The sequence below is a fragment of the Chlamydiota bacterium genome (assembly GCA_012729785.1).
Taxonomy (GTDB): Bacteria; Auribacterota; Tritonobacteria; order UBA1439; family UBA1439; genus UBA1439.
On record JAAYCL010000040.1, the window covers coordinates 13,262 to 37,139 of the forward strand.

The window sequence follows — 23,878 nt, forward strand, 5'->3', positions numbered from 1 at the left end:
CCCCAGAGAGGGACGCGGTGGCGAGGGGCCGGGAGGCCGGTCGACCGCCGCGCTACGGGGCGGTGATCCAGCCGTAGTTGATCTCCGCGGAGAATGCCTGGCCTTTGTCCCACGCGAACGACTCGGCGGCCGTGTGGGACGAAGGCTGGTAGTTGATCAGGATCGGTCCGCGCGGCCCCACGTTCGGGTCGACCGGGTTTCCGTTGAACCTGAACTCGATGAAGTCCGAGTAGCCGTCGCCGTCCGTGTCCGATCGGTGGATATCCATGTCGGTCCCGTCCGGATTATCCATCGGGTGGTACGGGTCGTAGCCGGATATGCCGTCGTATCCGATCTCGTCCGCGTCGTCGACGCGGTCGTCGTCGTCGTCCTCGTCCATCCACTCCTCGGAGTTGTCGAGGTCGCCGTCGGGGAGGCCGTCCCCGTCGGAGTCGCCGGGGACCGAACCCCCGTCCATCGGATCGGTTTCGAAGTAGAGTTCCCATACGTCGGGGACGCCGTCCCCGTCATCGTCGTTATCGACGCTGTTCGGCTGGCCGTCGTCGTCGGGATCGTTGAACGCGGCGCCGGCCGCCGTCCTCCCGGGTGAGCAGCGGAGCGCGCCTGTCGTGGGATGATTCGCGAAGGTGTGACCGGTGTTCAGTTCCGGGTTGAGGACCTTCGAGTACCCGGTCGCGGTGCTGCCATAGGTAAAGGTGTCCACGACGGTGTTCCCGGTATTGCCCCAGAGCATGATGGTGTCATAATTGTTGTTCAGGCCGAGATCGTTATCCGCTTTGGTTTTCGCGGCATAGCCAAACATGCCCGTGGGGGTGGCGGTGTCGTCGAACAGCACGATCGCCTCCCCCGCCGGCACAACGGTGTTCGCGGCGAACGTCTTGTCGTAGTTCGAAGACCAATTCGCCGGGTCGGTTTCCTGGGTCACCCGGTATCCCCCGAGGCGGACCGCGTACGAGCGGACGTTGGCGAACTCGATGAACTCGTCGGCGTCGCTGTCCCCGACCGCGCCGTAGCCGTCGGCGTTGCTATAGGTATCGCCGGTGGGCGCGGCGAAGAACTCGTTGATGAGGAGATCTCCCGCCTGGGCATACGGGGGCGATGCGGCGCTTGTGGGCACGCTGTCGAACCGGACGATCTCGTCGTAATCGGAGAACCCGTCGCCGTCCGTATCGGTGGAGAACGGGTTCGTCCAGTACCGGTACTCCACGACATTCTTCAGCCCGTCGCCCTCGGGATCCCCGTCCGGGCCGTTGGCGCCCGTTTCGTCGTTGGGGTCGAGGTCGTATTCGAACTCCCATCCGTCCTGCATCCCGTCGCCGTCGCAGTCGGGATCGTGCGGGTCGGTGCTATTGATGCCGCTGTTGTACTCCCATCTGTTGGAGAGCTGATCTCCGTCGGGGTCGGCGTTGGCCCCGTCGTCCCCCGCGGCGCTCACCGGGCTGAGGGAGTTTAGCACCTCCCATCCATCGGGAAGCCCGTCGCCGTCCGTGTCGCCGTCGTTGGGATCGGTGCCGGTGTTCGTCGGGCTCACGTAGACGCCGGTGGCCGTTTCGACGCCGTCGGTGAGGCCGTCGGCGTCCGAGTCCGCGCTGAGCGGTTTGGTGGAGTCGTCGGTGATCCCTGGCGGATTCCCGTCACGGCCGAGGTACTCCTGGAGGTTGGTGAGGCCGTCGCCGTCGGGGTCGCCGGCGGCGCCGTTGGGGCCGGAGGCGTTCAGCGGGTCGAGGCTGCAGGCCACCTCCCAGCCGTCCTGTATTTCGTCGTCGTCGCTGTCGGCGTCCCCGAGGGCGGTCCCGTTCATGCACTCGGAGAGGTTGGAGAGTCCGTCCTCGTCGGGGTCGAGCGGGGCGTCGGCGGGGTCGAGCGGGTTCAGATTGTTGGCGATCTCCCATCCGTCCGGCATCTCGTCATCGTCTGTGTCCGGATTCAGCGGGTCGGTGCTGTCGGTGGCGAAGCTGGGGAGATCCGGGGCGGGCGGGAGGCCGTCTTTCCCCAGATACTCCTGGAGGTTGGTGAGGCCGTCGTCGTCGGGGTCGCCGGCGGCGCCGTGGGGCCCGTCCTTGAGCCCCGGCGCCGATTCGCCGGTCGTTCCGTCGTCGCGCGGATCGAGGCCTCCGTCGACCTCGAAGTCGTCCCGCAGACCGTCGCCGTCGCTGTCGACGGCATAGGCGTTCGTCTCCGCGGGGGTGTGGTAGGGACGGTAGTAGGCGCTTCCGGCGAAGGTGACGCCGTCCGGTTCGTAGTCCCCGTTTTGGTTCGCGTCTTCGATCGGGTCGGGGATCGTATCTCCGTCGCTGTCGGTGTCCTGGGCGTTCTGGAGGCCGTCATTGTCCGGGTCTCCCGACGGCTCGAAGATGTCGGCGATGCCGTCCTCGTCGGTGTCCGCGTATCTCCCCGTGGGGGTCATCGCCCCCGCGGCGAGGAAGACCCAGTCGTAGTACGGCGCCGTCCCCGACGTGTCGTTCGTATCCACTCCCGGCGTACTGCGGCTAAGACTGAAGCCCTCGTCGAGGTGGTCGGGGTCGTCGAAGTCCGGGATGAGATTCTGCCCCGCCGAGTCCCCGGGAAGATTGCTGTCGTTCGGCTCGTCATAGAGGATGGTATCGACGGCGATGGGGGTGCCGGTCTCGTTCGCCGGGAGTATGAGGCGTATGCCGTCCGCGGGGCTCGGTGCGTAGTGCCATGCGCCGTCGTAGTAGGTGTACTGGTCGCCGTTCTGGAACGCCGTCACCCCGAGGCCGTTCCAGTCGGCCGCCGCGACCCCGCTCCGGCCGAGGAGGAGATAGCTCTTCGGGAACATCAACATCACGGTGTCGTCGGGAAACGCATCCCCGTTGGGCGTGAACGAGGAGCCCCCCGCCTGGATCCTGAATCCGCTGATGTCGACCGTCCGGTCGTCGGGATTGTAGAGCTCCACCCACTCCTGCGTCGAGTCGTCGCCCGCGGGCTCGTAGCAGACCTCGTTGATCTTGACGTTCACCCCGGGGTAGTGCGGGTTGCTGTGCGAACCGGTCGGGTTGGGGGCGGCGACCTGGCGGAAGTCGCTCCGGATGTCGTTGTCCACGCCCGGCACCACGCGGCCGATGCTCTGCCCCTCGGGGGCGTTCAGGAGGCCGTCCGTCGCCGCGCCCGCGGGGGGGAGGGTATGCGTCACCGAACCGTACAGGATGCAGTCGAAAACGGTCGCCTTCGTGGGCGAGACCAGGCGCACCCCGTCGGAGTTGCCGTCGCCCGCGTTCTGGAGTTCGAGGTCCGTCACCAGGTCGGGCGGGTACCCGTTGATGTCCGTGACGGACTCGCTCTCGGCGATGAGGTAGTAGCCGTTGCTCGGGATGACGGTGCCGTCCGGGATCGCCACGTTGTCGAAGAAGTCGGCGGTGTAGCCGCACTGGAGGATGAATCCGCTTACGTTGATCGCCGACCTCTGCGGGTTGTAGAGTTCGACGAACTCCTTCCCGTCATCGTCCCCCGTCGGGTTCCAGAGGATCTCGTTGATGACCACCTTCGGGTAGCTGGCGGGATTGAGCGGGTCGAAGCCGTTGTCCACCTCGAACCCGTCGAGCGCCCCGTCGCCGTCGGTGTCGGCGAGCAGCGGGTCGGTCCCGGTGTCCGTCGGGCTCACGTAGACGCCGGTGTCGGTCTCGTACGAATCGGGGATGCCGTCGTCGTCGTCGTCCGTGTCGGCGTTGTTCCCGATCCCGTCGCCGTCGGTGTCCCACTGTTCGTCGGGGTCGAGCGGGAACGCGTCGGGGCCGGGGAGGATCCCGCCGACACCGAGCGTGCCGTCGCTCACCCCGTCGTCGTCGCTGTCCTCAAGGGTCGGATCGGTCTCGCCGGCGTCGAGGACTCCGTTGCCGTTCGTGTCCTCCTCGCCGTCTTTCAGACCGTCGCCGTCGAAGTCGGGTATGATGGAGCTCGTGCGTTCCCCGGGGTCCCGCACCGCGTTCCCCTCGGTTCCGGCCGGGTTGGTCGTGCGGTGGTAGTCGTCGCCGGCCGGATCGGGATTCGTCGCGGGGTTGAAGTTGGATTCGAGGACATTGGGGGTCCCGTCGCTCCCGCAATCCTCGACGCCGTCGGCGATGCCGTCGGCGTCGGTGTCGGCGGCCCGCGGGTTGGACTCGGTGAACCTCTCGCCCAGGTCCCAGTCCACGACCCCGTTCGCGTTCAGGTCGCCGTCGACGGCCCCGTTCCCGTTCTTGTCCTCGGTGGCGTCCCGCAGACCGTCGCCGTCGATGTCGTTGGGGGCGGCGACGTCGTCGGCGATGAAGGCGGTCTGGGCGATGGAGGAGCCGTTGAGCGATTGGATGGTGTAGTTGATCCCGTTGGCGCAGCTGATGAGGATCCCCTCCGTGTCGGTGGTGCCCGCGGTCTTCACGCTCTCGGACCACCCGCCGAGCCCTTCCGACGTCTGGAAGATGTTCAGCACCCCGGTGCCGTCGGCGGGCCGCAGATCCGGCCTGTCGGGAAGAAGGCGGGGGAAGTTCTCGATCCTGTTCAGCGCCTCCTGGCGCGGGTGGCCGAACGGGTTGGTGTTCCCTACGGAGATGATCGCGTTCTCTGGCCGGATGCGGGTCAAAAAGCCGGTGCTGCTCGCCGTGTGGCTCCCGTGGTGCCCGGCCTGGACGACGTCGATCCCGCGCCGAAGGGTGTTCTGGATCGCCTCGCTCGCGGGCCCCTCGATGTCCGACTCGCCGCTCACGAGGCCGCCGGTGACGTCCCCCGAGAACAGGTAGTCGAAGCCGCCGTAACTGAGGAGCAGCATGATCGAGAGCTCGTTCTCGTCGGTCGCGCCCGGTATCAGCCCGTGGCCGAGCACGTACCCGCCCGCCGCGACGCAGGTGACCGTGACCCCCGCCCCGGCGTCGAGCGTGAAGATCTCTCCGGGGAGGAGCGTTTCGCGGACCGTGCCCTTCTCGGCGATGGCGGCGATATAGTCGCTGTACTGCACGGTCCCCGCGCTCCCGCCGCGGTCGTAGGCGGTCTCCGGAGGCAGGGTTGTATGGTTGATGACGCCGTCCGCCCCTCCCATCCCGCCGATATGGTCGGCGTCGTAGTGCGTGGAGACGACGTAGTTGAACCTCGTGATCTCGCCGCCGCTGATCTTGCTGTTGATAAACGAGACGATATTGGTGGGGGTGCCCGCGGCCCCCATTCCCGTCTTCCCCGCATCGACGAGCATCGCGTTCCCGTTCGGGGCGACGACGAGCACGCTGTCGCCCTGCCCGACGTCCAGGACGTAGATCCTGAGTTGCGCGGAGCCGGGGACGGCGACAAGGAGCGCGCCGATCGTGACGAGCAGGCCGAGGAGGAACGGGCGAAACGGGAGAGACCGCGTGCTGCGCGCGCTGAAGGGAAAACGGCTCATCGGTTCAGGCCCCTGGGGTGAAACGGGCATACACCACCACTCTCGCAAATAAGATACGCTATGGACGGATATGCGGCAAGGGGGGGGAGAAAAAAGATGGCCGGGGTTTTCCCGTCCCGTAGGCGGGAAAACCCGCAGATCCCCGCGTTTTGTCGAAAGGGGGACAATGGTCCCCTCACGCGAAACGGAAGGAGACCGCGGTATGCCCTTCCCGTGCGCAGGGCGGGGCGGGCTTACTCGCTCCAGCCGTACCCTTTCGTGTCGTGTTGGTCCGCGGTATCGGGGGCGAACCCGGCCGGCCGGGCCGACGAGGAGGGCTGGAAGTTGATCGAGACCCCGAGGCCCGCCGTGAAGCTCTTCGGGTCGGTGCCGCACATCGCCTCGAGATAGTCGCCCACGCCGTCGCCGTCCGTATCCCGGTTCCACGGATCCGCCCCCCGCGCGATCTCCGCTCCATCGAGGAGTCCGTCGCCGTCGGAGTCGGCGATGCGCGGGTCGGTTTGGTGAACGGCGATCTCCTCGGCGTCCCCGAGCCCGTCGCCGTCGGTGTCGGCGAGCAGGGGGCTCGTTCCGTGCGTCAGGATCTCCGCATCGTTCCGCAACCCGTCCCCATCGTCGTCCGCCGCGGGATCGAGGGCGGTGTAGGGCGACGGGGCGGTTCCCTTCATCGCGTCCGCGTTGCGGACCGAGACGGGGTACGCGCCCGCCGCGACGCCCGCCGGGATCGTCGTCTCCACGCGACCGTCCTCCACGATCTCAGGGGCGATCGACAACGCGCCGAAGCGGAGGGCGAGACCGTCCTTGAACCCCTGGCCGCGCAAGGTGACGGCGACGAGCCTGTCGTTCAGGCCGTAGGGGGGGGAGAGCTCCGTGATGCGGACCGGGGAGAGGAAGCAGAGCACCCGGTCCATCGCCGTTCGGGCGTTGTCGGGGTCGGCGGCGGAGGCGCTGACGGCCTCGAACGGGAAGGCGGAGAAGACGACGCGGTGCGGCGCCGCGTCGCCCTCGGCGGGGAAGCGCACCGCGCAGCACGGATACTCGGTGCTGCCGTCGGTCAAAAAGGCGCCGCTCGCGCCGGGGCCGGGCGTGAGCGAGTCGGAGTAGTCGGTGGACGGGTAGGAGAGGGGGAGGGTCATCCCGTCGGAGATCGGGTCGCCCTCGATCCCGCCCGCCGCCGAGGTTCCGTCGTCGTTATAGGACGCGGAGACGTGGAGGTGGTCGGAGAGGAAGGCGGTCGACACCCCGTTGTAGATAATATCCTGCCCGCAGAGGAACAGGGAGCCGCCGGCGTTCAGGTAGGAGGCGAGCGCGGCCTCATCGGCGATGGAGATGCCGGAGCCCGCCTCCTCCCAGTTGAACCCGCAGTTCCAGACGACCGCCTCGTAGAAGGAGAGGTCGGAAAACCCGGGCGCCGCCCCCTCCGCGGCGACGTCCCAGATGTCGTAGCGGTAGCCCGCCGCGTCGAGCGCGGCCGTGAAATAGGGTTCGTACGGCTCGCCCTCGTCGTCGTCCACGAACAGGATCGGGCTGCGGGCGGGCGTGGTGAAGCGGTGCCAGGCCCCTCCGTTGTCGTCCGCGGCCTCGTTCCCGGCCAGATCGGCGGAGGCGATTGAGAAGCAGTAGTCGGTGAGCGGCGAGAGACCCATGAGCCGGACCGAGTGCGATGTCGAGAACCCCGCAGACGACGCCGATGCGCCGGGCGGCGCGGCGGCGCCGTAACAAACCTCGCTCGTCGCGGGCTCGTCGGTGTCCCAGGAGACGACGCAGAACCTCGCGGAGGCGGCGCTCCGGATATTCGAGATGCGCGGGGCGGCGCCGTCGGCGACGGCGGCGGCGCGCGCCTCGGCGGGATTCCCCGTCCCGTCGTCGGCATCGCGGTAGACGACGGCGATCGTGTCGCCGTGGGCGGCCTGCAGGACGCCGTCGCCGGGGACCGGATCGCCGGGCGCGATCGCGATTGACCCGGTGAATCTCTTCGTGGAAAAGCCGGTCTCCGTCAGGGTGACGGGTTCGGGTTCCGTCTCCGCGCCGCTCGAAACCCAGACCGCGATGGTGTCGGGGGAGGACGGATCGGCGTCGAGGTCGGCGTCCGTCACCGTCGCCGTCGCCGTGCCCGGGAGCGGGTAGCGTGCCGCGTCGAGCTCCACCGTTCCCTTCGACGCGATCGACTGGATCTCGACCGCGGGGTCTCCGAAGAGGTTGAGCTCGTAAAAGCACCAGCGCATGCAGGTGCCGCTGATCCGGTGCTCGTTGTCCTCCTTCGAGTCGGCGTTCATCCGCCCCAGATCGGGGATCCCCTCCTTGAAGAGCGCGTCCCAGAACTCCCGGTTGTAGTACTGGGAGGGGCCGGCGGTGCTGGAGTACTGGCCCCACCCGTAGCGGGCGTTGAGCACCGCCGCGAAGGCGCCCTTCTCCATCGTGGTGAGGACCTCGCCGAAGCAGTCGGCCGTGTCGAAACCGCCCGGCATGCAGCCCTGGCTGTAGAGGAAGAACGGGTCGACGTTCGAGAGGGAGGGGAGGTCCGAGGTCGAGAGCTTCATGTCGTAGGTGTAGTTCGCGTGCCCGAGGTGGTTGAGGATGTGCACGCCGGAGTTCATGATCGCCACGAGGTCGTTTTTGGGCCAGGTGTAGTTCGGGCCGTCGTACAGGGTCGAGACGGCGAAGAAGTCGCTCGCGGCGAACCCGTCCGTGCAATAGTCGTGCGCGCAGGAGCCGAGCCGGATCTCTTCCATCGACTGCGTCGCGTACTCGCTTACCCCGCCGAAACCGAGATGCTCCCCGAGCATCCACGCGGAGTGCAGGGAGGGGGCGCTCGAGGTTTCATAGGCGACGGTCTTGCGGACGAAGTTGGCGATCTCCGCGGCGTTCTCCACGCACGCGCGGCCGATGTACGCCTCCGCGTACAGGTCGACCTCGCCGTCGCCGGGGCCGTCGTTGGATTCGCCGTAGACGCCGTTGGCGTTCTGGTCGAACGTGCCGTCGAGGTTCCCGTAGTACAGGTCCGCCGGGATGTCCGTGCCGTCGGCCCGGAGGCGCCTGATCGGGACGATCCCGCCGGCGCCGCCGAGGAGGACGTAGTTCGTGCCCCAATTCTCGTGCGCCCAGGCGACGAAGTTGCGGATGCGGGTCTGGTTGTCCTCGCCCCCCGCCGGCCGGGTCCCGGGGAAGTTCGCGTAGATGTACTCGGTGGTGACGATCGCGGAACGGATACCGCGCGCGAGGCGGTGGTCGCGGAGCGCCTGGAAGTTCCACGGGCCTGGGAGGTCCGCGAAGGCGGCGCTGGTGATGATCAGGTGCGGGTACGACTCGGCGTCGGCGTGGAGCCCGATTTCCGCCGCTGCGGCGTCGTAGGTCGCGAGCGCCTCGGGGTTCTCGACCTTGCCGCGCAGCAGCTCCCCCGCGTCCTTGAAGGCGCCCGCCCTCGCGCGGGCGACCGTCGGCTCCGGGGCCGGGGCGAGGCGCACGCGCACGGTCAGGTTCGTCTGGTAGGAGAGCTCGCGCCGCGACGGGAGGTATGAGACCGGGTACAGGTTCAGCAGGAGCAGCCGGTACGGGGATTTGCGCTGCACGTCGGCGTCAGACCTGAGCGAAGGGGGGAACGGCGCGTCGGATTCGTAGATCGACCGGTCGGGCGTGAGCGGGGGCGGCGGTCCCGCGTAGCCGAGCGGCACCGGTCTCTCCGCGGGCCGCACGAGCCAGGCGCCCGCGAGCGTTTCGGGCGGGCCCGCCTCAACATCGACGGCGAGGATCTTTTTCCCGCGGGGGATGACTATCCGCACGGGCCTGTAGGGGAGGGCGGGTTCGCCGGCCGTCGCGGTGAGGGGGAGGTCCCCCATCGTCACGCGGGCATAGGCGCCGTCGGTGCGGATTCGGGGGGCGGGAAAGTCGAAACGCAGGGTGAGGGTGTCGTGATCCGCCGCGGAGAGAGCGGTCGCGGCAAGAAGCGACAGCAACGTGCATGACGCTGCGCGGCGCATACGCTTCCCCCGTTGCCGCCGCGGCTCCCCTCCCGCGGATCCCGCGCGGAGGTCCGACGGTCTCCCGCCGTCGTTCTTGCGCACCTTGAACATAGCCGCAGATCGGGGCCCAGTCAAGGCGCGGGGGAGAAAAAACCGGGGCAAGGGGATGCGCGGGAGGCCCTGCGCGCGGTCTGGGAGAGGGGTGAGACTGGGTTCAGTGCCAGCCGTACTGGTCCAGGGGGCTGTACGCCTCCCCCCTGTCGGGCAGGTAATCCCCGGGGGATGAGCCCGGCGGCTGAAAATTGAACCGCAGCGGCGGGGTCCATGGCAGCACGAACGGACCGCCATCCAGCATGGTCCCCGGGGAGAAGAGAGCCCCCTCCGCTCCCGCGGCGTGTGCGTGGGCGATGAACCCTCCCGTGGAGTCGGGGCTGCGCGTGGCGGACTGATCCGCGGGAGCCGGCGCGGGTTTGCCGCTCCCGTACACGGTGTCCGTGATGGCGTCGACCCCGTCTGGGGTCTTGAACTGGATCGTGTCGCCCGTGTCGTTGAGACTCAGCCCGCCGCTTGCCGTGGACGCAAAGAGAAGCCCGTTCCTGCGGCAGTTTCCGAAGGTACCCCCGAATTCGGAGACGTCCCCGCCCCCGAAGACGACCACCGCGTCGCCGGGGGGGACAATGGTCCTGAAAGGGGAGGAGGGAAAGGTGAAGCGCACGGTGGTGTTGCCGGCGTCATGCAGCCGGTACCCCGAGATGTCGAGATAGGCGTTTGAGATGTTGACCAGCTCGATGAACTCGTCCTGTGACGTGCCCCGGGTCCCGTCCCCGTTGACGTCGCCTGCCTCGAGATCCTGCGGGACGTCGGCGAGGTACTCGTTGACGACGATATCGGCGTCGCCCATCGGAGTGCGGATGGCAGGCAGAGAGGAGGCGCTCGCGGGATCGCTTCCGAACCTGCACTCGATGCCGTCCCTATAGCTGTCGTCATCCGTGTCCGGGTCGAGCGGGTCGGCTCCGTACGACGATTCGCGCCTGTCGTCAAGGTCGTCGCCGTCAGTGTCGGGATTCCTCGGATCCGTTTCCCCCGCGTCGCCGATCCCGTTCCGGTTGGCATCCTCCACCCCGTCGTTCAGGCCGTCCCTGTCTGAGTCGGCCGATGCGGGATTGGTTTCGGTCCAGGTCTCCGAGAGATTTTGCGCGCGGTCCCCGTCGAGGTCGCCCCCTATCTGGCCGTTTCTGTTCGCATCCTCCACGCCGTCGGGGATCCCGTCGCCGTCGGTGTCGGCGTTGTGCAGGTTCGAGGGATCGCCGCCGTCGTAGAGGCCGTTGCCGTTCGCGTCCTCAATGTCGTCGGGGATCCCGTCGCCGTCGCTGTCAGGGCCCAACGCGCCCTCGTCGGCCACGTACAGATCGTTCGTCGCCCCCCCGTGGACGGTGTACTGGTTGGTCGAAAAGGTATAGCTGATCAGTATGGTGTCGTTCAGGTACGACATATTGGGGGCCGAACCGGGCGTACCGGTTCCCTGTTCGGTGACATAGATCCAGTTCACCCCCCCTGAGTTCAGGTTATTGAGCGTTTGTTGGGCGGGATGGCCGTAGTAGTTCCCCGACCCCACCGATACCACCGCTACCTCGGGGCGGATCGCCTGGCAGAAGGCGGCACTCGTCGAGGAAGTCGATCCGTGGTGGCTCACCTTGAGGACATCGATTTCGTGAAAGGCCAACCTCGGCCCCAGCTCGTTCTCCACTGGTGAGGTGAGGTCGCCCATGGTCAGGTAGTCGAAGCCGTTCCACGAAATCATGAATCCGAGGCTATAAGCGTTCTCGTCGGTCCCCAGCCCCCCCACGGAGCTCCCGTCGAGGAGTGTGCTGCTCGAGGTTTCGGTGTGCCCGACGCACACACTTTGAACCTCCACGCCCCCGAAATACCATCTCTGGCCGGGAGACGGGCTCGTCCGCATCGGGTTCTCCGTGTAGGCGTCCCACCGTGCCGTGGCCGAATCGTCCGCGGGGACCTTCGCCCCCGGGTGCTCGTAGGCCGTCAGATACGCGATGGGGGAGGCGAGTACCGTCGCGATTCCGCCAATATGGTCTTCGTGGAAATGGCTCGCCACGATCGTATGGAGCGAGGTGACGCCGCGCGCCTCGAGGTAGTCGCGCACCCGCGTCCCGCTTGTGCCGACATCGCCCTGGTCGATGAGCCAGTTGGTGCCGTCCGGGAATTCTATGAGCGTTGCATCCCCGAACGTGACGTTGATATGATGAATCCGCAGAACGGATTGCCCCCACAGCGGGTACGAGGCTGCGAGAAAGGCCAGAACGGCCGCGGCCCCGACCGGGCCCCGCCACCGTTCGGACCGCAGGGGGCCCCGCGGTGCGGAACGCGCCGCCCCCCGCCTATGCGCGTATGCGCCGTGCATGCTCCCACCCGTTTCCCGCCGCTACTAGCGACATCCCCGCGCCTCCATCTCCACCGTATCCATACCCTATCCCCGTCGAGGGGGCAAGGCGGGGGGGCAGATTCGGACGCCATAGCTGCGGAGAGGCCGCCCTGATTGCCGCGTCCGTTTGCACCGTCGCATCGGGACGCCCATCGCCGCGACGCATACCCGTCCACGATCCACGCGTTCTCGTCGCCGCCTGTCGGGCCGCCGCGCGCGTCGCGGTGGGGAATCTTGTCTCCCGGAAACGGGCTACGGGTACAGGCCGGTGGAGATAAGGGGGGCGAGCGTGTAGGCGAGCACCGACTCGAACGAGTCCTGCCGGTTCACGAGCCCGCGGGTGACGATCCCCTCGAACCCCATCTTGCGCTTCGTGTCGGAGTCCCCGATGATCCGGTCCATCGCGTCCCCCATCTCGACGCCGTCGACGGTGATGAGCCGCGCCACCTCCCGCGGCACGGGGATGTGGACCCCGCCCCCGGTCAGGAGCTCGGCGCCGGTGTCGGCCGCGCACCAGACGCAGGTGTACCAGCGCCCCCCCGACTCGGTGATCCCCCCCTCGAGTCCGATTCCGAGGTCCGCTCCCGTCTGCCGGCGCGCCGCGCGCGCGCGCGTCACGGCGCCCGCGAGCGTCTCAGCGTCGGTGAGCGGATTGTGCCCCACGCCGGAGTCGACGGCGACGCCCTCGACGGCGCCGGCGCCGAACACCTTCGCGGCGACCGTCTCCACGGCGCGGATCTTCAGCGGATTTGTCGAACCGACGGCGATTTTCATGGTTTCAATATTGCCACAGAGATCACAGAGGACACAGAGAAGCACTATTTCAGGCAGTTCAAGTAATTCAACCAATTATCCGCATCCAGCCGCGCCAATCCGCGGCTGCAACATGCATCCCTCTCCGTGCCTACTCATCCGTTCTCTGTGATCCCTGTGTCCTCTGTGGCAACGTTGAAGAATATCATTTTCCGATCGTGACCGGGCCGTAGTACGCCTCGGCCGAGGAACGGGTGTTGTCGGAGTCGGTCATGAAGCCGATCCCCCCGATCCGCCGGTCGGGGGCCCATCCGAACGCCCTCGTGAAATCCTCCTTCAGGTTCCGTTCGATCTCGATCCACCTCCCGAGATCGGCCGTCCCCGAGGCGGCCACCACGTGCCGGGAACGCGACGAGGTCGGACTCCGCAGCACCGTGCCGACGGGGGCGGCGTTGTCCCAGACGTACTGCAGGACATAGGAGGTGAGAAAGGTGCGTCCGGGGAAGAAGAGGTAGATCCGGGCGCCGTAGTCGTTTTCGGCCCGGCCGCCCGCGCCGGTCTTGTTAGGCAAACGGACCACTTTCCAGCGCCACCGGATGCGCGGCGAGACGTTCGGGTCGCAGGGGAGCGGGCGGTAGAGCATCGAGGCGGTCCCGTCGCTCAGGCCGTGCAAAACCGGGCCCTTGTCGTCGACCACCTCCCAGCGGACCGGGCGGTTGTAGACCTTCTCGCGCCAGCCGTCGTCCTGGAGCGTCTTGGCGGGGTCGAACGCCGCCGCCGCCCCCTGCGCGGCGATGCGCGGGGCCTCCGCGGGGTCGCCGGGCGCCGCGGCGACGAGCGCCGCGGCGAGCATCATGCGCCACGAGAGGAGAGAAGGCATTTCTTCACGAAAGACGGGCAGCGGGAATCGGCGGTCACTGTTTCAGGACTGTGTCTCTGTTGAAGCGCGCGTCGTCCCGCCGCGGGTAGTCGAGGTTGTAGTGGAGTCCGCGGCTCTCCTTGCGCGCGAGGGCCGAGCGAATGATCAGCTCCGCGACGGTCGCGAGGTTCCTGAGCTCCACGAGGTCGGGCGTGACGATGAAGTCCCAGTAGTACTGCGTGATCTCTCGCTGGAGGTTCTCGACCCGGTGGAGCGCGCGCTCGAGCCGCTTGTCCGTGCGGACGATCCCGACGTAGTCCCACATGAAGCGGCGCAGCTCGTCCCAATTGTGGCTCACGACGACCGACTCGTCGCTGTCGCGCGCGTGCCCGGTGATCCATGCGGGGATCGCGGGGGGCGGGACCGGGGGCGCCTCGGAGAAGAGGGTTTCGGTGCGGGCGGCGGCCTTCTCCGCCGTCACCGCCCCCTCGAGGAGCGAGTTGCTGGCGAGGCGGTTGGCGCCGTGGAGCCCGGTGCAGGCGGTCTCGCCGATGGCGAGGAGCCCCTCGATCGAGGTTTGGCCGTCGACGCCAGCGCGGACCCCGCCGCAGGTGTAGTGGGCGGCGGGGACGACCGGGAGCGGCGCGCGCGCCATGTCGAAGCCGAACTCGAGGCACCTGGCGTAGATGTTCGGGAAGCGTCGGGCGATGAACCCCTTTCCCCGGTGCGTGATGTCGAGGAGGACGTGGTCGGTCCCGGCGACCTTGATCTCGTAGTCGATCGCCCGGGCGACGATGTCGCGGGGGGCGAGTTCCCGCTGCGGGTGGTACCGCTCCATGAACGGCTCGCCGCTCACCAGCCGGAGGAGGCCCCCCTCGCCGCGCACCGCCTCGGAGATCAGGAAGCTCTTGGCCTTCGGATGGAAGAGGCAGGTCGGGTGGAACTGGATGAACTCCATGTCGGCGACCTCGGCCCCGGCGCGGTAGGCCATCGCCACGCCGTCGCCGGTGGCGACGTCCGGATTGCTCGTGTACAGGTAGACCTTGCCCGCGCCGCCCGTCGCGAGGACGGTCATCCGCGCGGCGACCGGCTCGATGAGGCCCGTCGAACGGTCCAGCACGTAGGCGCCGACGCACCTCCCGGGCGCCTTCCGGTCCCCCGTGAGCTTCCCGGTGGTGACCAGGTCGACCGCGATGCGGTTCTCGAGGATCTGGATCCGCTTCTCCTCGGCCGCACGGGCGAGGAGCCGCTCCTGGATGGCGCGCCCGGTGAAATCCGAGGCGTGGAGGACCCGGCGCGCGGAGTGCCCGCCCTCGCGCCCGAGGTCGTAGCGCCCCGAGGCGTCGCGGGAGAAGTCGATCCCCGCCGCGACGAGCCGCTCGACGGCGGCCGGGCCGCCCGCGACGATCTCCTCGACCACCGCCCGGTTGCAGAGGCCGTCCCCCGCCGCGAGCGTGTCCCGGACGTGCGCCTCGAACGAGTCCGACGGGGAGACGACGGCGGCGATGCCGCCCTGGGCGTAGAGGGTGTTGGACTCGGTCCTCTCGCGCTTGGTGAGGACCGTCACGCGCGCGAAGGCGGCGCACCGGATCGCGTAGGAGAGGCCCGCGATGCCCCCGCCGATGACGAGGATGTCGGTTTCCACGACCTCATGGTAGCGGCCGCCGAGGCGCCTGTCAACCGGGCCCTATCTGCTATACTGTGGGGCATGCAGCAGAGGATCGTCGTCCGCGGCGCCCGGCAGCACAACCTCAAGGGGATCGACCTCGACCTCCCCCGCGGCGCCCTGATCGTGATGACCGGGGTCTCGGGCTCCGGCAAGTCCACCCTCGCCCTGGACACCATCTACGCGGAGGGGCAGCGGAAGTACGTCGAGAGCCTCTCCGCCTACGCCCGGCAGTTCCTCCAGCAGATGCAGAAGCCCGAGGTCGACCATATCGAGGGGCTCTCGCCGGCGATCGCGATCCAGCAGCGCCCCCTCGCGGCGACGCCGCGTTCGACCGTGGCGACCGCGACGGAGATCCACGACTACCTCCGCCTCCTCTACGCGAATTCGGGCACGCCGCACTGCCCGCGCTGTCGGCGGCCGGTGCGGCGGATGACCGTGCAGGAGATGGTCGACGAGATCCTCGCCCTCCCCTCGGGGGAGGGGGTGCAGATCCTGGCGCGCGTCGCCGACGGGGCGCGGGGCAACCAGGCGGAGCTGCTCGCGCGTCTCGCGCAGGACGGTTTCGTGCGGGTGCGCGTGGACGGGGCGTACGGCGAGCTGGGCGCGCTCCCGCGCCTCGACGCGCGCGCGCGGCACACCGTGGACGTGGTCGTGGACCGGGTCGCGGTGCGGCCCGAGGCGCGGAACCGGATCACCGACTCCCTGGAGCTCGCGCTCCGCACCGGCGGCGGTTCGGCGCTCGTCCTGAACGATCGGGGCCTGGTCCCCGCCATCGGCGGCGCGCCGGGGGAGGGAGGGGCGGGGGGCGGCACGCGGCGCCGGCGGGGCCGGGCATCCGCGCCTTCGGGTACGACGCCGCCGGGCGAGGAGCGGCTCTTCTCCGAACGGATGCTCTGCCGCGGGTGCGGGACGTCGTACGCGGAGCTCGCCCCCTCCTCCTTCTCGTTCAACAGCCCGCACGGGGCATGCCCCTCCTGCCACGGGCTCGGGCGGCAGCTCGCGTTCGATCCGGCGCGCGTGATCGACCCGAAGAAATCGCTCGCGGGCGGCGCCGTGCGGCCGTTCCGCATCGGCGGCAAGTCCCTCGTCATCTACTACCGGCTTCTTCTCAGGGCTGTCGCGAAGCAGTTCGAGATCAACCCGGACACGCCGTTCGAGGATCTCGGGGAGCGGGAACGGGAGCTGGTGTTGCGCGGGTCCGGCGGCGAGGCGATGACGATGCGGTTCTGGCGCGGGCGGCGCCCCTGCGTGCGTACGGCGCCGTTCGAGGGGGTGCTGCCGATCCTCGATCGGAGGTTCAGGGAGACGGAGAGCGAATGGATGCGCCGCGTGCTCAGGGGGTTCATGGCGGAATCGTTGTGCGGCGCCTGCGGCGGGCTGCGGCTCCGGCCGGAGGCGCTCGCCGTCACCGTGGCGGGGAAGGGGATCGGCGATCTCCTCGCCATGACGGCCGACGAGGCGCTCGCCTTCGTCCGGAATGTCTCCCTCGAGGGGCGCGCGCGGGCGGCGGGGGCGGAGCCGCTGCGCGAGATCGCCGCCCGCCTCGGTTTCCTGGGCCGCGTGGGGCTCGGCTACCTGACGCTCGACCGGGAGAGCGGCACCCTCTCGGGCGGCGAGGCGCAGCGCACGCGGCTCGCGACGCAGATCGGGGCGGGGCTCACCGGGGTGCTCTACGTCCTCGACGAGCCGAGCGTCGGCCTCCACCCCCGCGACACGGCGCGCCTCCTCGAGACCCTCGCCCGCCTCCGCGACCTCGGCAATACGGTCATCGTCATCGAGCACGACGAGGCGACCATCCGCGCCGCGGATCACGTCGTGGACCTCGGCCCCGGCGCGGGCATCCACGGGGGGGCGGTGGTCGCGCAGGGGACGGTCGCGGAGGTCGCCGCCTCCCCCGCGTCGCTCACCGGGCAGTACCTCTCCGGGAGCCGGCGCATCGAACTCCCGGAGACGCGGCGCGCCCCGGAGCCGGGGCGCGCGCTCCTCCTCGCCGGGGCGTCGCACAACAACCTCAAGGATATCGACGTCCGCATCCCGCTCGGCCTCCTCTGCGCGGTCACCGGGGTCTCCGGCGCGGGGAAGAGCTCGCTCGTGGACGACACCCTGCGCCCGGCGCTCCAGCGGCGGCTCCACGGCTCGACGGAGCGGGCGGGGGCGTTCAGGGCGCTCTCGGGGGCGGAGCAGGTGGACAAGGTCGTGGTCATCGACCAGTCCCCGATCGGCCGCACGCCGCGCTCGAACCCCGCCACCTACACCGGCGTCTACGACGCGATCCGCGGTCTCTTCGCCAAGCACCCCGAGGCGCGGGCGCGCGGCTACGGCCCCGGGCGCTTCAGTTTCAACGTGAAGGGCGGCCGCTGCGAGGCGTGCCGCGGCGACGGCATCTTGAGGGTCGAGATGCACTTCCTCCCCGATGTCTACGTGCCGTGCGAGGCGTGCGGGGGGAAGCGCTACAACCGCGAGACGCTGGAGGTCCGCTTCAAGGGGAAGACGATCGCCGACGTCCTGGCGATGACGGTGGAGGAGGCGCTCGCCTTCTTCCAGCGCGTCCCGGTCCTCGCCCGGCGGCTCGGCATCCTCTCCGAGGTCGGGCTGGGCTACCTCGAGCTCGGCCAGCCGGCCACGACCCTCTCCGGGGGGGAGGCGCAGCGGATCAAGCTCTCCCGCGAGCTCGGCGGCCTGGCGACCGGCAGCACCCTCTACATCCTCGACGAGCCGACGACCGGTCTCCATTTCGCCGACATCCGGATCCTCCTCGGCGTGCTCAGGCGCCTCGTCGACGCCGGCAACACGGTGCTCGTGGTCGAACACAACCTGGAGGTGGTCAAGTGCGCCGACTGGGTGATCGACCTCGGGCCGGAGGGGGGAGAGGCGGGGGGGCGCATCGTCGCGGAGGGGACGCCGGAGCGGATCGCCGCCTGCCCGGGGTCCCACACCGGGAGGCATCTCAGGGGGCACCTGGCGCGGTAGCCGCCGCGCCTCTTCCGGGGGGAGGCACGCCCCCTTCCCGCGCCCCGGCCTAGTGCCCACGCGGTTGCCTGTTGTCCCCGGCCCCCGGGTGTGCTACCCTCCTTCCAGGTCACCACCCGGGCACCACGACGGACCCCACGTGAAAATCATCCAGCGCTATATCGGCGGCCAGCTCCTCAAGACGTTCTCCATCTCCCTCGTCGTCTTCACCTTCATCCTCTTCATGGGGAACGTCATCAGGATCCTCGACATGCTCGAGCGCGGCGTCGCCTGGAATTTGCTCTCCAAGCTCCTCTTGAGCTTCATCCCGTACCTCCTCGTCTTCTCCATCCCGATGTCCATCCTCACGGCGAGCCTGCTCATCTTCGGCCGGCTCTCCGCGGACAACGAGATCACCGCGATGCGCGCCTGCGGGATCAGCTACCTCGGGATATTCCGGAGCGGGATCCTTCTCGCCCTCGCGCTCACCGTCGTCTCCGGGGTGGTGAACGTGGTGCTGGCGCCGAGGGCGCACTACGCGATGCGGCGGCTCCGCAGCCAGGTGGGCGCGCAGAGCCCCGCCGCGCTCCTCGAGCCCGGGGTCTTCATCGACTACTTCAAGCCGTACCAGTTCTACATCGGCCAGAAGGACGGGAGCGTCTTCAAGGACGTGATCATCTACGAGAAGCTCTCCGACGGCCGCATTCGGTTCCTGAAGGCGGCGAGCGGGGAGATCGTCTCCGACGAGGCGCCGAAGATCCAGTTCAAACTCTTCGACGGGACGATGGAGGAGCCCCCGCGGGAGGGGGAGAACACCTCGATCTCCGCCGCCTTCAAGACCTACATCGTGAAGATGGGGTTCGACGAGGAGGAGGGGGGCGTGCCGAAGAAGATGGCCGACTACACCTTCCCCGAGCTCGTGGCCAAGATCCGGAACTGGCGCCGGATGCTCCCGTCGGCGAGTCCGATGATGCAGCGCGACATACGGCGCCGGATCAGCATCACGCTCACCGAGGCGAACGAGCGGTTCGTCTTCACCTCCTGCGTGCTGGCGTTCGTGCTGGTCGGGATGCCGCTGGGTATCGTGGCGCACCGGGGCGAGACGTCGGTCGGCGCGGCGATTAGCCTCGCGCTCGTGGGGCTCAACTATGCCTTCATCATCTGCGTGGAGGCGCTCCAGGAGCGCGTATGGCTCCACCCGCACCTCCTCGTCTGGATCCCGAACGCGGTCTTCGCCGTCCTGGGCCCGTGGCTCACCTGGCGGCTCGACAGGAGATAGGCGATGCAGAAGCTTCTTGACCGCTACCTGATCCGCGAGTTCCTCGTCCCGTTCCTCTACTGCCTCGCGGCGTTCGTGCTGATCTTCATCATCTACGACCTCTCCGCGCACCTCGACAACTACATCGAGGACCATGTGCCGCTGCGGTTCCTTATGTACTACTACGCCATCCAGATGCCGCTCGTGATGGTGCAGGTCATCCCCCTCTCCATCCTCCTGGCCATCGTCTACTGCCTCGGCGCCCTGAACCGCAACAATGAGATCACGGCGATGCGCGCCGCCGGCATCAGCGTCTACCGCATCATGCTCCCGTACCTCGCGCTCGGCGCCCTGTTCAGCGGCTTCATCTTCTACCTGAACGATCAACACGCCCCGCGGGCGTACGAGGAGTCGCAGCGGTTCCTCCAGGACGCCAGCGGCAGAGGGGGGGAGGAACAGACGCGCCCCCTCGCCTTCTACAACTCCAAGGAGGGGAGGGCCTGGGCGGGGCAGTGGCGCCTCTCGGACGACATCCTCCAGAACGTCGCGGTGCGGAGCTTCCAGGACGGGCAGGTGGTCGAGACGATCACGGCGTCGCGGGCGGCGTATCTGGACCGCGAATGGTGGTTCTTCGACGGCGCGATCCAGCGGTACGATGCGCGCGGCCGCGCGCGCGGGATCGAGGAGGCGTTCACCAAGCGCCGCTTCGCGTTCGCCGAGAAGCCGCAGGACTTCTTGAGCAGCCAGAAGGATTCGCTCTCGATGAGCGCGGGCGAGCTCTGGCGGACGATGTCCCTCTACCCGAAAGACTCCGAGATCTACGGCCGCAAGCTCGTGGACCTCCACTACAAGATCGCGTTCCCGTTCGTCGGCATCACGATCGTGCTCATCGCGGTGCCGCTCTCGATCAGTTCCACGCGGGGGGGCGCGGCGGGGAGCGCGGGCCTGAGCATCGCCATCTGCATCTCGTACTACGTCATCCAGATGGTGGGCCTCTCGCTCGGGCGCGGCGGGCACCTGTCCGCCTGGCTCGCGAGCTGGCTCCCGAACATCCTGTTCGGCGCAACGGGGCTCGGGCTGCTGTACCGGAACAGGTAGCGGGCGGCCGCCGGGCGTCGAGACATCAACCGAGAGAGCGATGCAGCACGCACAGTTCGCCCACCTGCACGTGCACAGCGAGTACAGCCTCCTCGACGGGGCCTGCCGCCTCACCGACCTCGTCGAACGTGCGCGCGCCCTGCGGATGCCCGCCCTCGCCCTCACCGACCACGGTTTCATGGGCGGGGCCCTGGAGTTCTACCGCAAGGCGATGGCGGGGGGGGTGAAGCCGATCATCGGCCAGGAGATGTATGTCGCCCCCGGGAGCCGCCTCGAGCGGAAGGCGTCGGGGGGCAAGGACGCGTCGTTCCATCTCCTCCTCCTCGCCAAGGACCTCGACGGGTACCGGAACCTCCTCGCGCTCTCCTCGCGCGCCCACCTCGAGGGGTTCTACTACAAGCCGCGCATCGACAAGGAGCTGCTCGCCTCGATGAGCCGCGGCCTGGTCGGGGCGAGCGCCTGCCTGAAGGGGGAGATCGCCGCCCGGATCCTCAGGGGCGACGCCGCCGGGGCGGAGCGCGCCGCCGGGGAGTTCCGCGACATCTTCGCCCCCGGGGACTTCTACCTCGAGGTCCACAACCACGGCATCGAGGAGCAGGCGCGGGTTAATCGCGAACTCGCCGGGATCTCGCGCCGCCTCGGGCTGCCGCTGCTGGCCACCAACGACGTCCACTACATGCGGCGCGACGACTCCCTCGCCCACGACGTGCTCCTCTGCATACAGACGGGGAAGACGCTCAACGACGCGCAGCGGATGCGGCTCTCCACCGGCGAATTCTACTTCAAGTCGCAGGAGGAGATGGCCGCCGCCCTCGAGGAGTTCCCCGACGCGCTCAGGCGCACCATCGAGGTCGCCGAGAAGTGCGCGCTCGAGCTCGACTTCAAGGACGAGAAGGGGGAGCAGATCTACCGGATCCCCGAGTACCGCCCCCCCGACGGCAAGGGCGGGATGCAGTACCTCCGCGAGCTCTGCGACGAGGGGATCCGGCGCCGCTACCCGAATCCCTCCCCGGCGGTGCTGCAGCGCCTCGAGCGCGAGCTCAAGGTGATCGAGCGGATGAACTTCGCCTCCTACTTCCTGATCGTCTGGGATTTCATCAACTGGGCGCGCCGGCAGGAGATCCCCGTCGGGCCGGGGCGCGGTTCCGCCGCGGGCTCCATCGCGGCCTACGCGCTCGGGATCACGGACATCGATCCGCTGCGATACCAGCTCCTCTTCGAGCGCTTCCTCAACCCCAACCGCGTGACGATGCCCGACATGGACATCGACTTCTGCTTCGACCGGCGCGGGGAGCTGCTCGGGTACGTGAGCGAGCGCTACGGTCACGAGAACGTCGCCCAGATCATCACCTTCGGCCGGATGAAGGCCAAGGCGGTGATCCGCGACGTCGGGCGCGTGTTGGGGATGCCGTACAGCGAGGTGGACGCGATCGCCAAGCTCGTCCCCGCCGACCCCAAGATCTCGCTCGCCGAGGCGATCGAGACCGAGCCCGCCCTCAAGCGCCTCAAGGAGAACGATCCCAACGTCGCGCGCCTGATGGACCTGGCCTTCTCGATCGAGGGGCTCGCGCGGAACGCCTCCACGCACGCGGCCGGCGTCGTGATCGCCGACCGGCCCCTGATCGACTACCTCCCCCTCTGCCGCGGCACCAACGACGAGCCGATCACGCAGTATGCGATGAAGTCGGTCGAGGAGATCGGCCTGTTGAAGATGGATTTCCTCGGCCTGCGCACGCTCACCGTCCTCCACAACGCCCTCAAGATCATCGAGCGGACGCGCGGGGTGAAGCTCACATGGGACGCGGTGCCGCTCGACGACCGCCCCACCTTCGACCTCCTCAACCGCGCCGACACGATGGGGGTGTTCCAGCTCGAGAGCGGGGGGATGCGCGACCTCTCCAAGAAGATCGGGCTCGACCGGTTCGAGGACCTGATCGCCCTTCTCGCCCTCTTCCGCCCGGGGCCGATGCGGATGCTCGACGACTATGTGCGGCGCAAGCACGGCCAGACGAAGATCTCCTACGTCCATCCAGGGCTCGAGCCGATCCTCAAGGACACGTACGGGGTGATGCTCTACCAGGAGCAGGTGATCCAGATCGCCCACGAGATCGCCGGCTTCACGCTGCCGCAGGCGGACAACCTCCGCCGCATCATGGGGAAGAAGATCGTCGAGCAGATGGAGAAGCAGCAGGAGGCGTTCGTCCGCGGGGCGGTGAAGAAGGGGGTCAGGAAGGCGGTCGCCGAGCAGATCTTCGAGATGGTGTCGCGCTTCGCCGAGTACGGTTTCAACAAGTCGCACAGCGCCGCCTACGCCCTGATCGCCTACCGGACGGCCTACCTCAAGGCCAACTATCCGGTCGAGTATATGGCCGCGCTGCTGTCGAGCGAGCTCAACAACACCGACAAGATCGCCGAGTACATCGCCGAGTGCGTCCGGATGGGGATCAAGATCCTCCCGCCCGACGTGAACGAGAGTTTCGCCCGCTTCACGGTGGTCGGCAACGCCATCCGTTTCGGCCTCGCCGCGGTGAAGAACGTCGGCGCCGGGGCCGTCGATTCGATCCTCGCCGCGCGCACGCGGGGCGGGCCGTTCACCAGTCTCTACGACTTCGTCTGCCGGGTGGACGCGCGGCTCGTCAACAAGAAGGTCATCGAGAGCCTCATCTGCGGCGGCGCCTTCGACGGCCTCGGTTTCCGACGCGCCCGGCTGATGGGCGTCGTCGAGCGGGCGATCGACCGGGCCACGGAGGTCCAGCGGGACCGGAAGCAGGGGCAGGGGTCGTTCTTCGATCTGCTGGCGGGCGGACCCGGCGCCTGCGCCGAGAACGAGGAGATGCCCGACGTGCCGGAGTGGCCCGAGAACCAGCTCCTCGCGCAGGAGAAGGCGCTGCTGGGCTTCTACGTCAGCGGGCATCCGCTTGCCCGCTACGGGAGCGAGATCGAGAGGTTCGCCACGGCGAGCACGGCGAAACTCGCCGGGTTGAAGAACGGGGCGACGGTGAAACTCGGCGGGATCATCGCGAAGCTCCGCATCGCCTTCACGCACAAGAAGAACGAGAAGATGGCGGTGGCGGTCTTCGAGGATCTGGAGGGGACGGTCGAGCTCCTCTTCTACCCGCGCGTCTACGCCAAGGTCGCCGCCCTCGTCGCGGAGGAGGCGGCGCTGCTCGTCACCGGGAAGCTCGAAATGGAGGACGACAACCCGAAGATCGTCGCCGAGGAGGCGATTCCGCTCGCGGAGGCGCAGGAGCGGTGCGCGGCCGCGATGTACGTGATGGTCCACCTCTCGGATATCGAGCACGGGAAGCTGGACGGACTGAAGCGGCTGCTCGAGTCGGCGCCGGGCTCCTGTCCGGTGTTCCTCGACTTCTCCGCGCCGACGGGCGAGCGGGTGCTGATGAAAACCGGGCGCCAGTTCCGCGTCAGCCCCTCGCCGGAGCTGGTGCGGAGCGTCGAGGAGATCCTTGGCGAGTCGACGGTCCGGCTCACGGCGTGAGAGGCCGGATCGGCGGAGGGGCCGCGCGCCGC

At 68.5% G+C, this 23,878-nt stretch carries 10 protein-coding genes; 4 read left to right on the forward strand and 6 right to left on the reverse strand.

Going from position 1 to position 23,878, the window contains the following annotated elements:
- Positions 1–52: 52 nt before the first annotated feature.
- The 6 genes from GXY35_10315 to nadB form a co-directional block, all read right to left on the reverse strand.
- Positions 53–5,365 (reverse strand): hypothetical protein, encoded by a 5,313-nt coding sequence (locus GXY35_10315; protein NLW94970.1) that lies wholly within the window; start codon positions 5,363–5,365, stop codon positions 53–55.
- 233 nt (positions 5,366–5,598) lie between these two features.
- Positions 5,599–9,342 (reverse strand): hypothetical protein, encoded by a 3,744-nt coding sequence (locus GXY35_10320; GenBank protein ID NLW94971.1) that lies wholly within the window; start codon positions 9,340–9,342, stop codon positions 5,599–5,601.
- 196 nt (positions 9,343–9,538) lie between these two features.
- Positions 9,539–11,743: an MBL fold metallo-hydrolase gene (locus GXY35_10325; GenBank protein NLW94972.1), complete on the reverse strand. Its 2,205-nt coding sequence runs from the start codon at positions 11,741–11,743 to the stop codon at positions 9,539–9,541.
- Between the two features lie 273 nt (positions 11,744–12,016).
- The gene (locus GXY35_10330) at positions 12,017–12,538 is read right to left on the reverse strand and encodes a DUF84 family protein (protein ID NLW94973.1); all 522 of its coding nucleotides are present in this window, start codon (positions 12,536–12,538) and stop codon (positions 12,017–12,019) included.
- A gap of 184 nt (positions 12,539–12,722) precedes the next feature.
- A complete protein-coding gene (locus tag GXY35_10335; GenBank protein NLW94974.1) occupies positions 12,723–13,397 on the reverse strand; it encodes a DUF3047 domain-containing protein in 675 nt (224 codons plus the stop codon).
- Between the two features lie 34 nt (positions 13,398–13,431).
- Positions 13,432–15,021, reverse strand: a complete 1,590-nt coding sequence (nadB, locus tag GXY35_10340) for an L-aspartate oxidase (GenBank protein NLW94975.1) — start codon at positions 15,019–15,021, stop codon at positions 13,432–13,434.
- Between the two features lie 63 nt (positions 15,022–15,084).
- Between nadB and uvrA the strand changes: the two genes are divergently transcribed.
- The 4 genes from uvrA to GXY35_10360 all read left to right on the forward strand — a co-directional run bounded on the left by uvrA (position 15,085) and on the right by GXY35_10360 (position 23,846).
- Entirely contained in the window at positions 15,085–18,015 is a 2,931-nt protein-coding gene (gene uvrA, locus GXY35_10345) for an excinuclease ABC subunit UvrA (GenBank protein ID NLW94976.1), read from the forward strand.
- A gap of 139 nt (positions 18,016–18,154) precedes the next feature.
- Entirely contained in the window at positions 18,155–19,273 is a 1,119-nt protein-coding gene (locus GXY35_10350; protein ID NLW94977.1) for a YjgP/YjgQ family permease, read from the forward strand.
- A 3-nt stretch (positions 19,274–19,276) separates the two neighbouring features.
- Positions 19,277–20,350 (forward strand): YjgP/YjgQ family permease, encoded by a 1,074-nt coding sequence (locus tag GXY35_10355; protein ID NLW94978.1) that lies wholly within the window; start codon positions 19,277–19,279, stop codon positions 20,348–20,350.
- A gap of 40 nt (positions 20,351–20,390) precedes the next feature.
- Positions 20,391–23,846, forward strand: coding sequence for a DNA polymerase III subunit alpha (locus tag GXY35_10360; GenBank protein ID NLW94979.1), 3,456 nt, complete (start codon positions 20,391–20,393; stop codon positions 23,844–23,846).
- Positions 23,847–23,878: the final 32 nt, after the last annotated feature.

Bases quoted from the DNA above. Each gene is read 5' to 3' on its own strand.
- GXY35_10335 (NLW94974.1), bottom strand. From the start codon at position 13,397: ATGCCTTCTCTCCTCTCGTGGCGCATGATGCTCGCCGCGGCGCTCGTC.
- GXY35_10330 (NLW94973.1), bottom strand. From the start codon at position 12,538: ATGAAAATCGCCGTCGGTTCGACAAATCCGCTGAAGATCCGCGCCGTG.
- GXY35_10325 (NLW94972.1), bottom strand. From the start codon at position 11,743: ATGCACGGCGCATACGCGCATAGGCGGGGGGCGGCGCGTTCCGCACCG.
- uvrA (NLW94976.1), top strand. From the start codon at position 15,085: ATGCAGCAGAGGATCGTCGTCCGCGGCGCCCGGCAGCACAACCTCAAG.
- GXY35_10360 (NLW94979.1), top strand. From the start codon at position 20,391: ATGCAGCACGCACAGTTCGCCCACCTGCACGTGCACAGCGAGTACAGC.
- GXY35_10355 (NLW94978.1), top strand. From the start codon at position 19,277: ATGCAGAAGCTTCTTGACCGCTACCTGATCCGCGAGTTCCTCGTCCCG.
- GXY35_10315 (NLW94970.1), bottom strand. From the start codon at position 5,365: ATGAGCCGTTTTCCCTTCAGCGCGCGCAGCACGCGGTCTCTCCCGTTT.
- GXY35_10320 (NLW94971.1), bottom strand. From the start codon at position 9,342: ATGCGCCGCGCAGCGTCATGCACGTTGCTGTCGCTTCTTGCCGCGACC.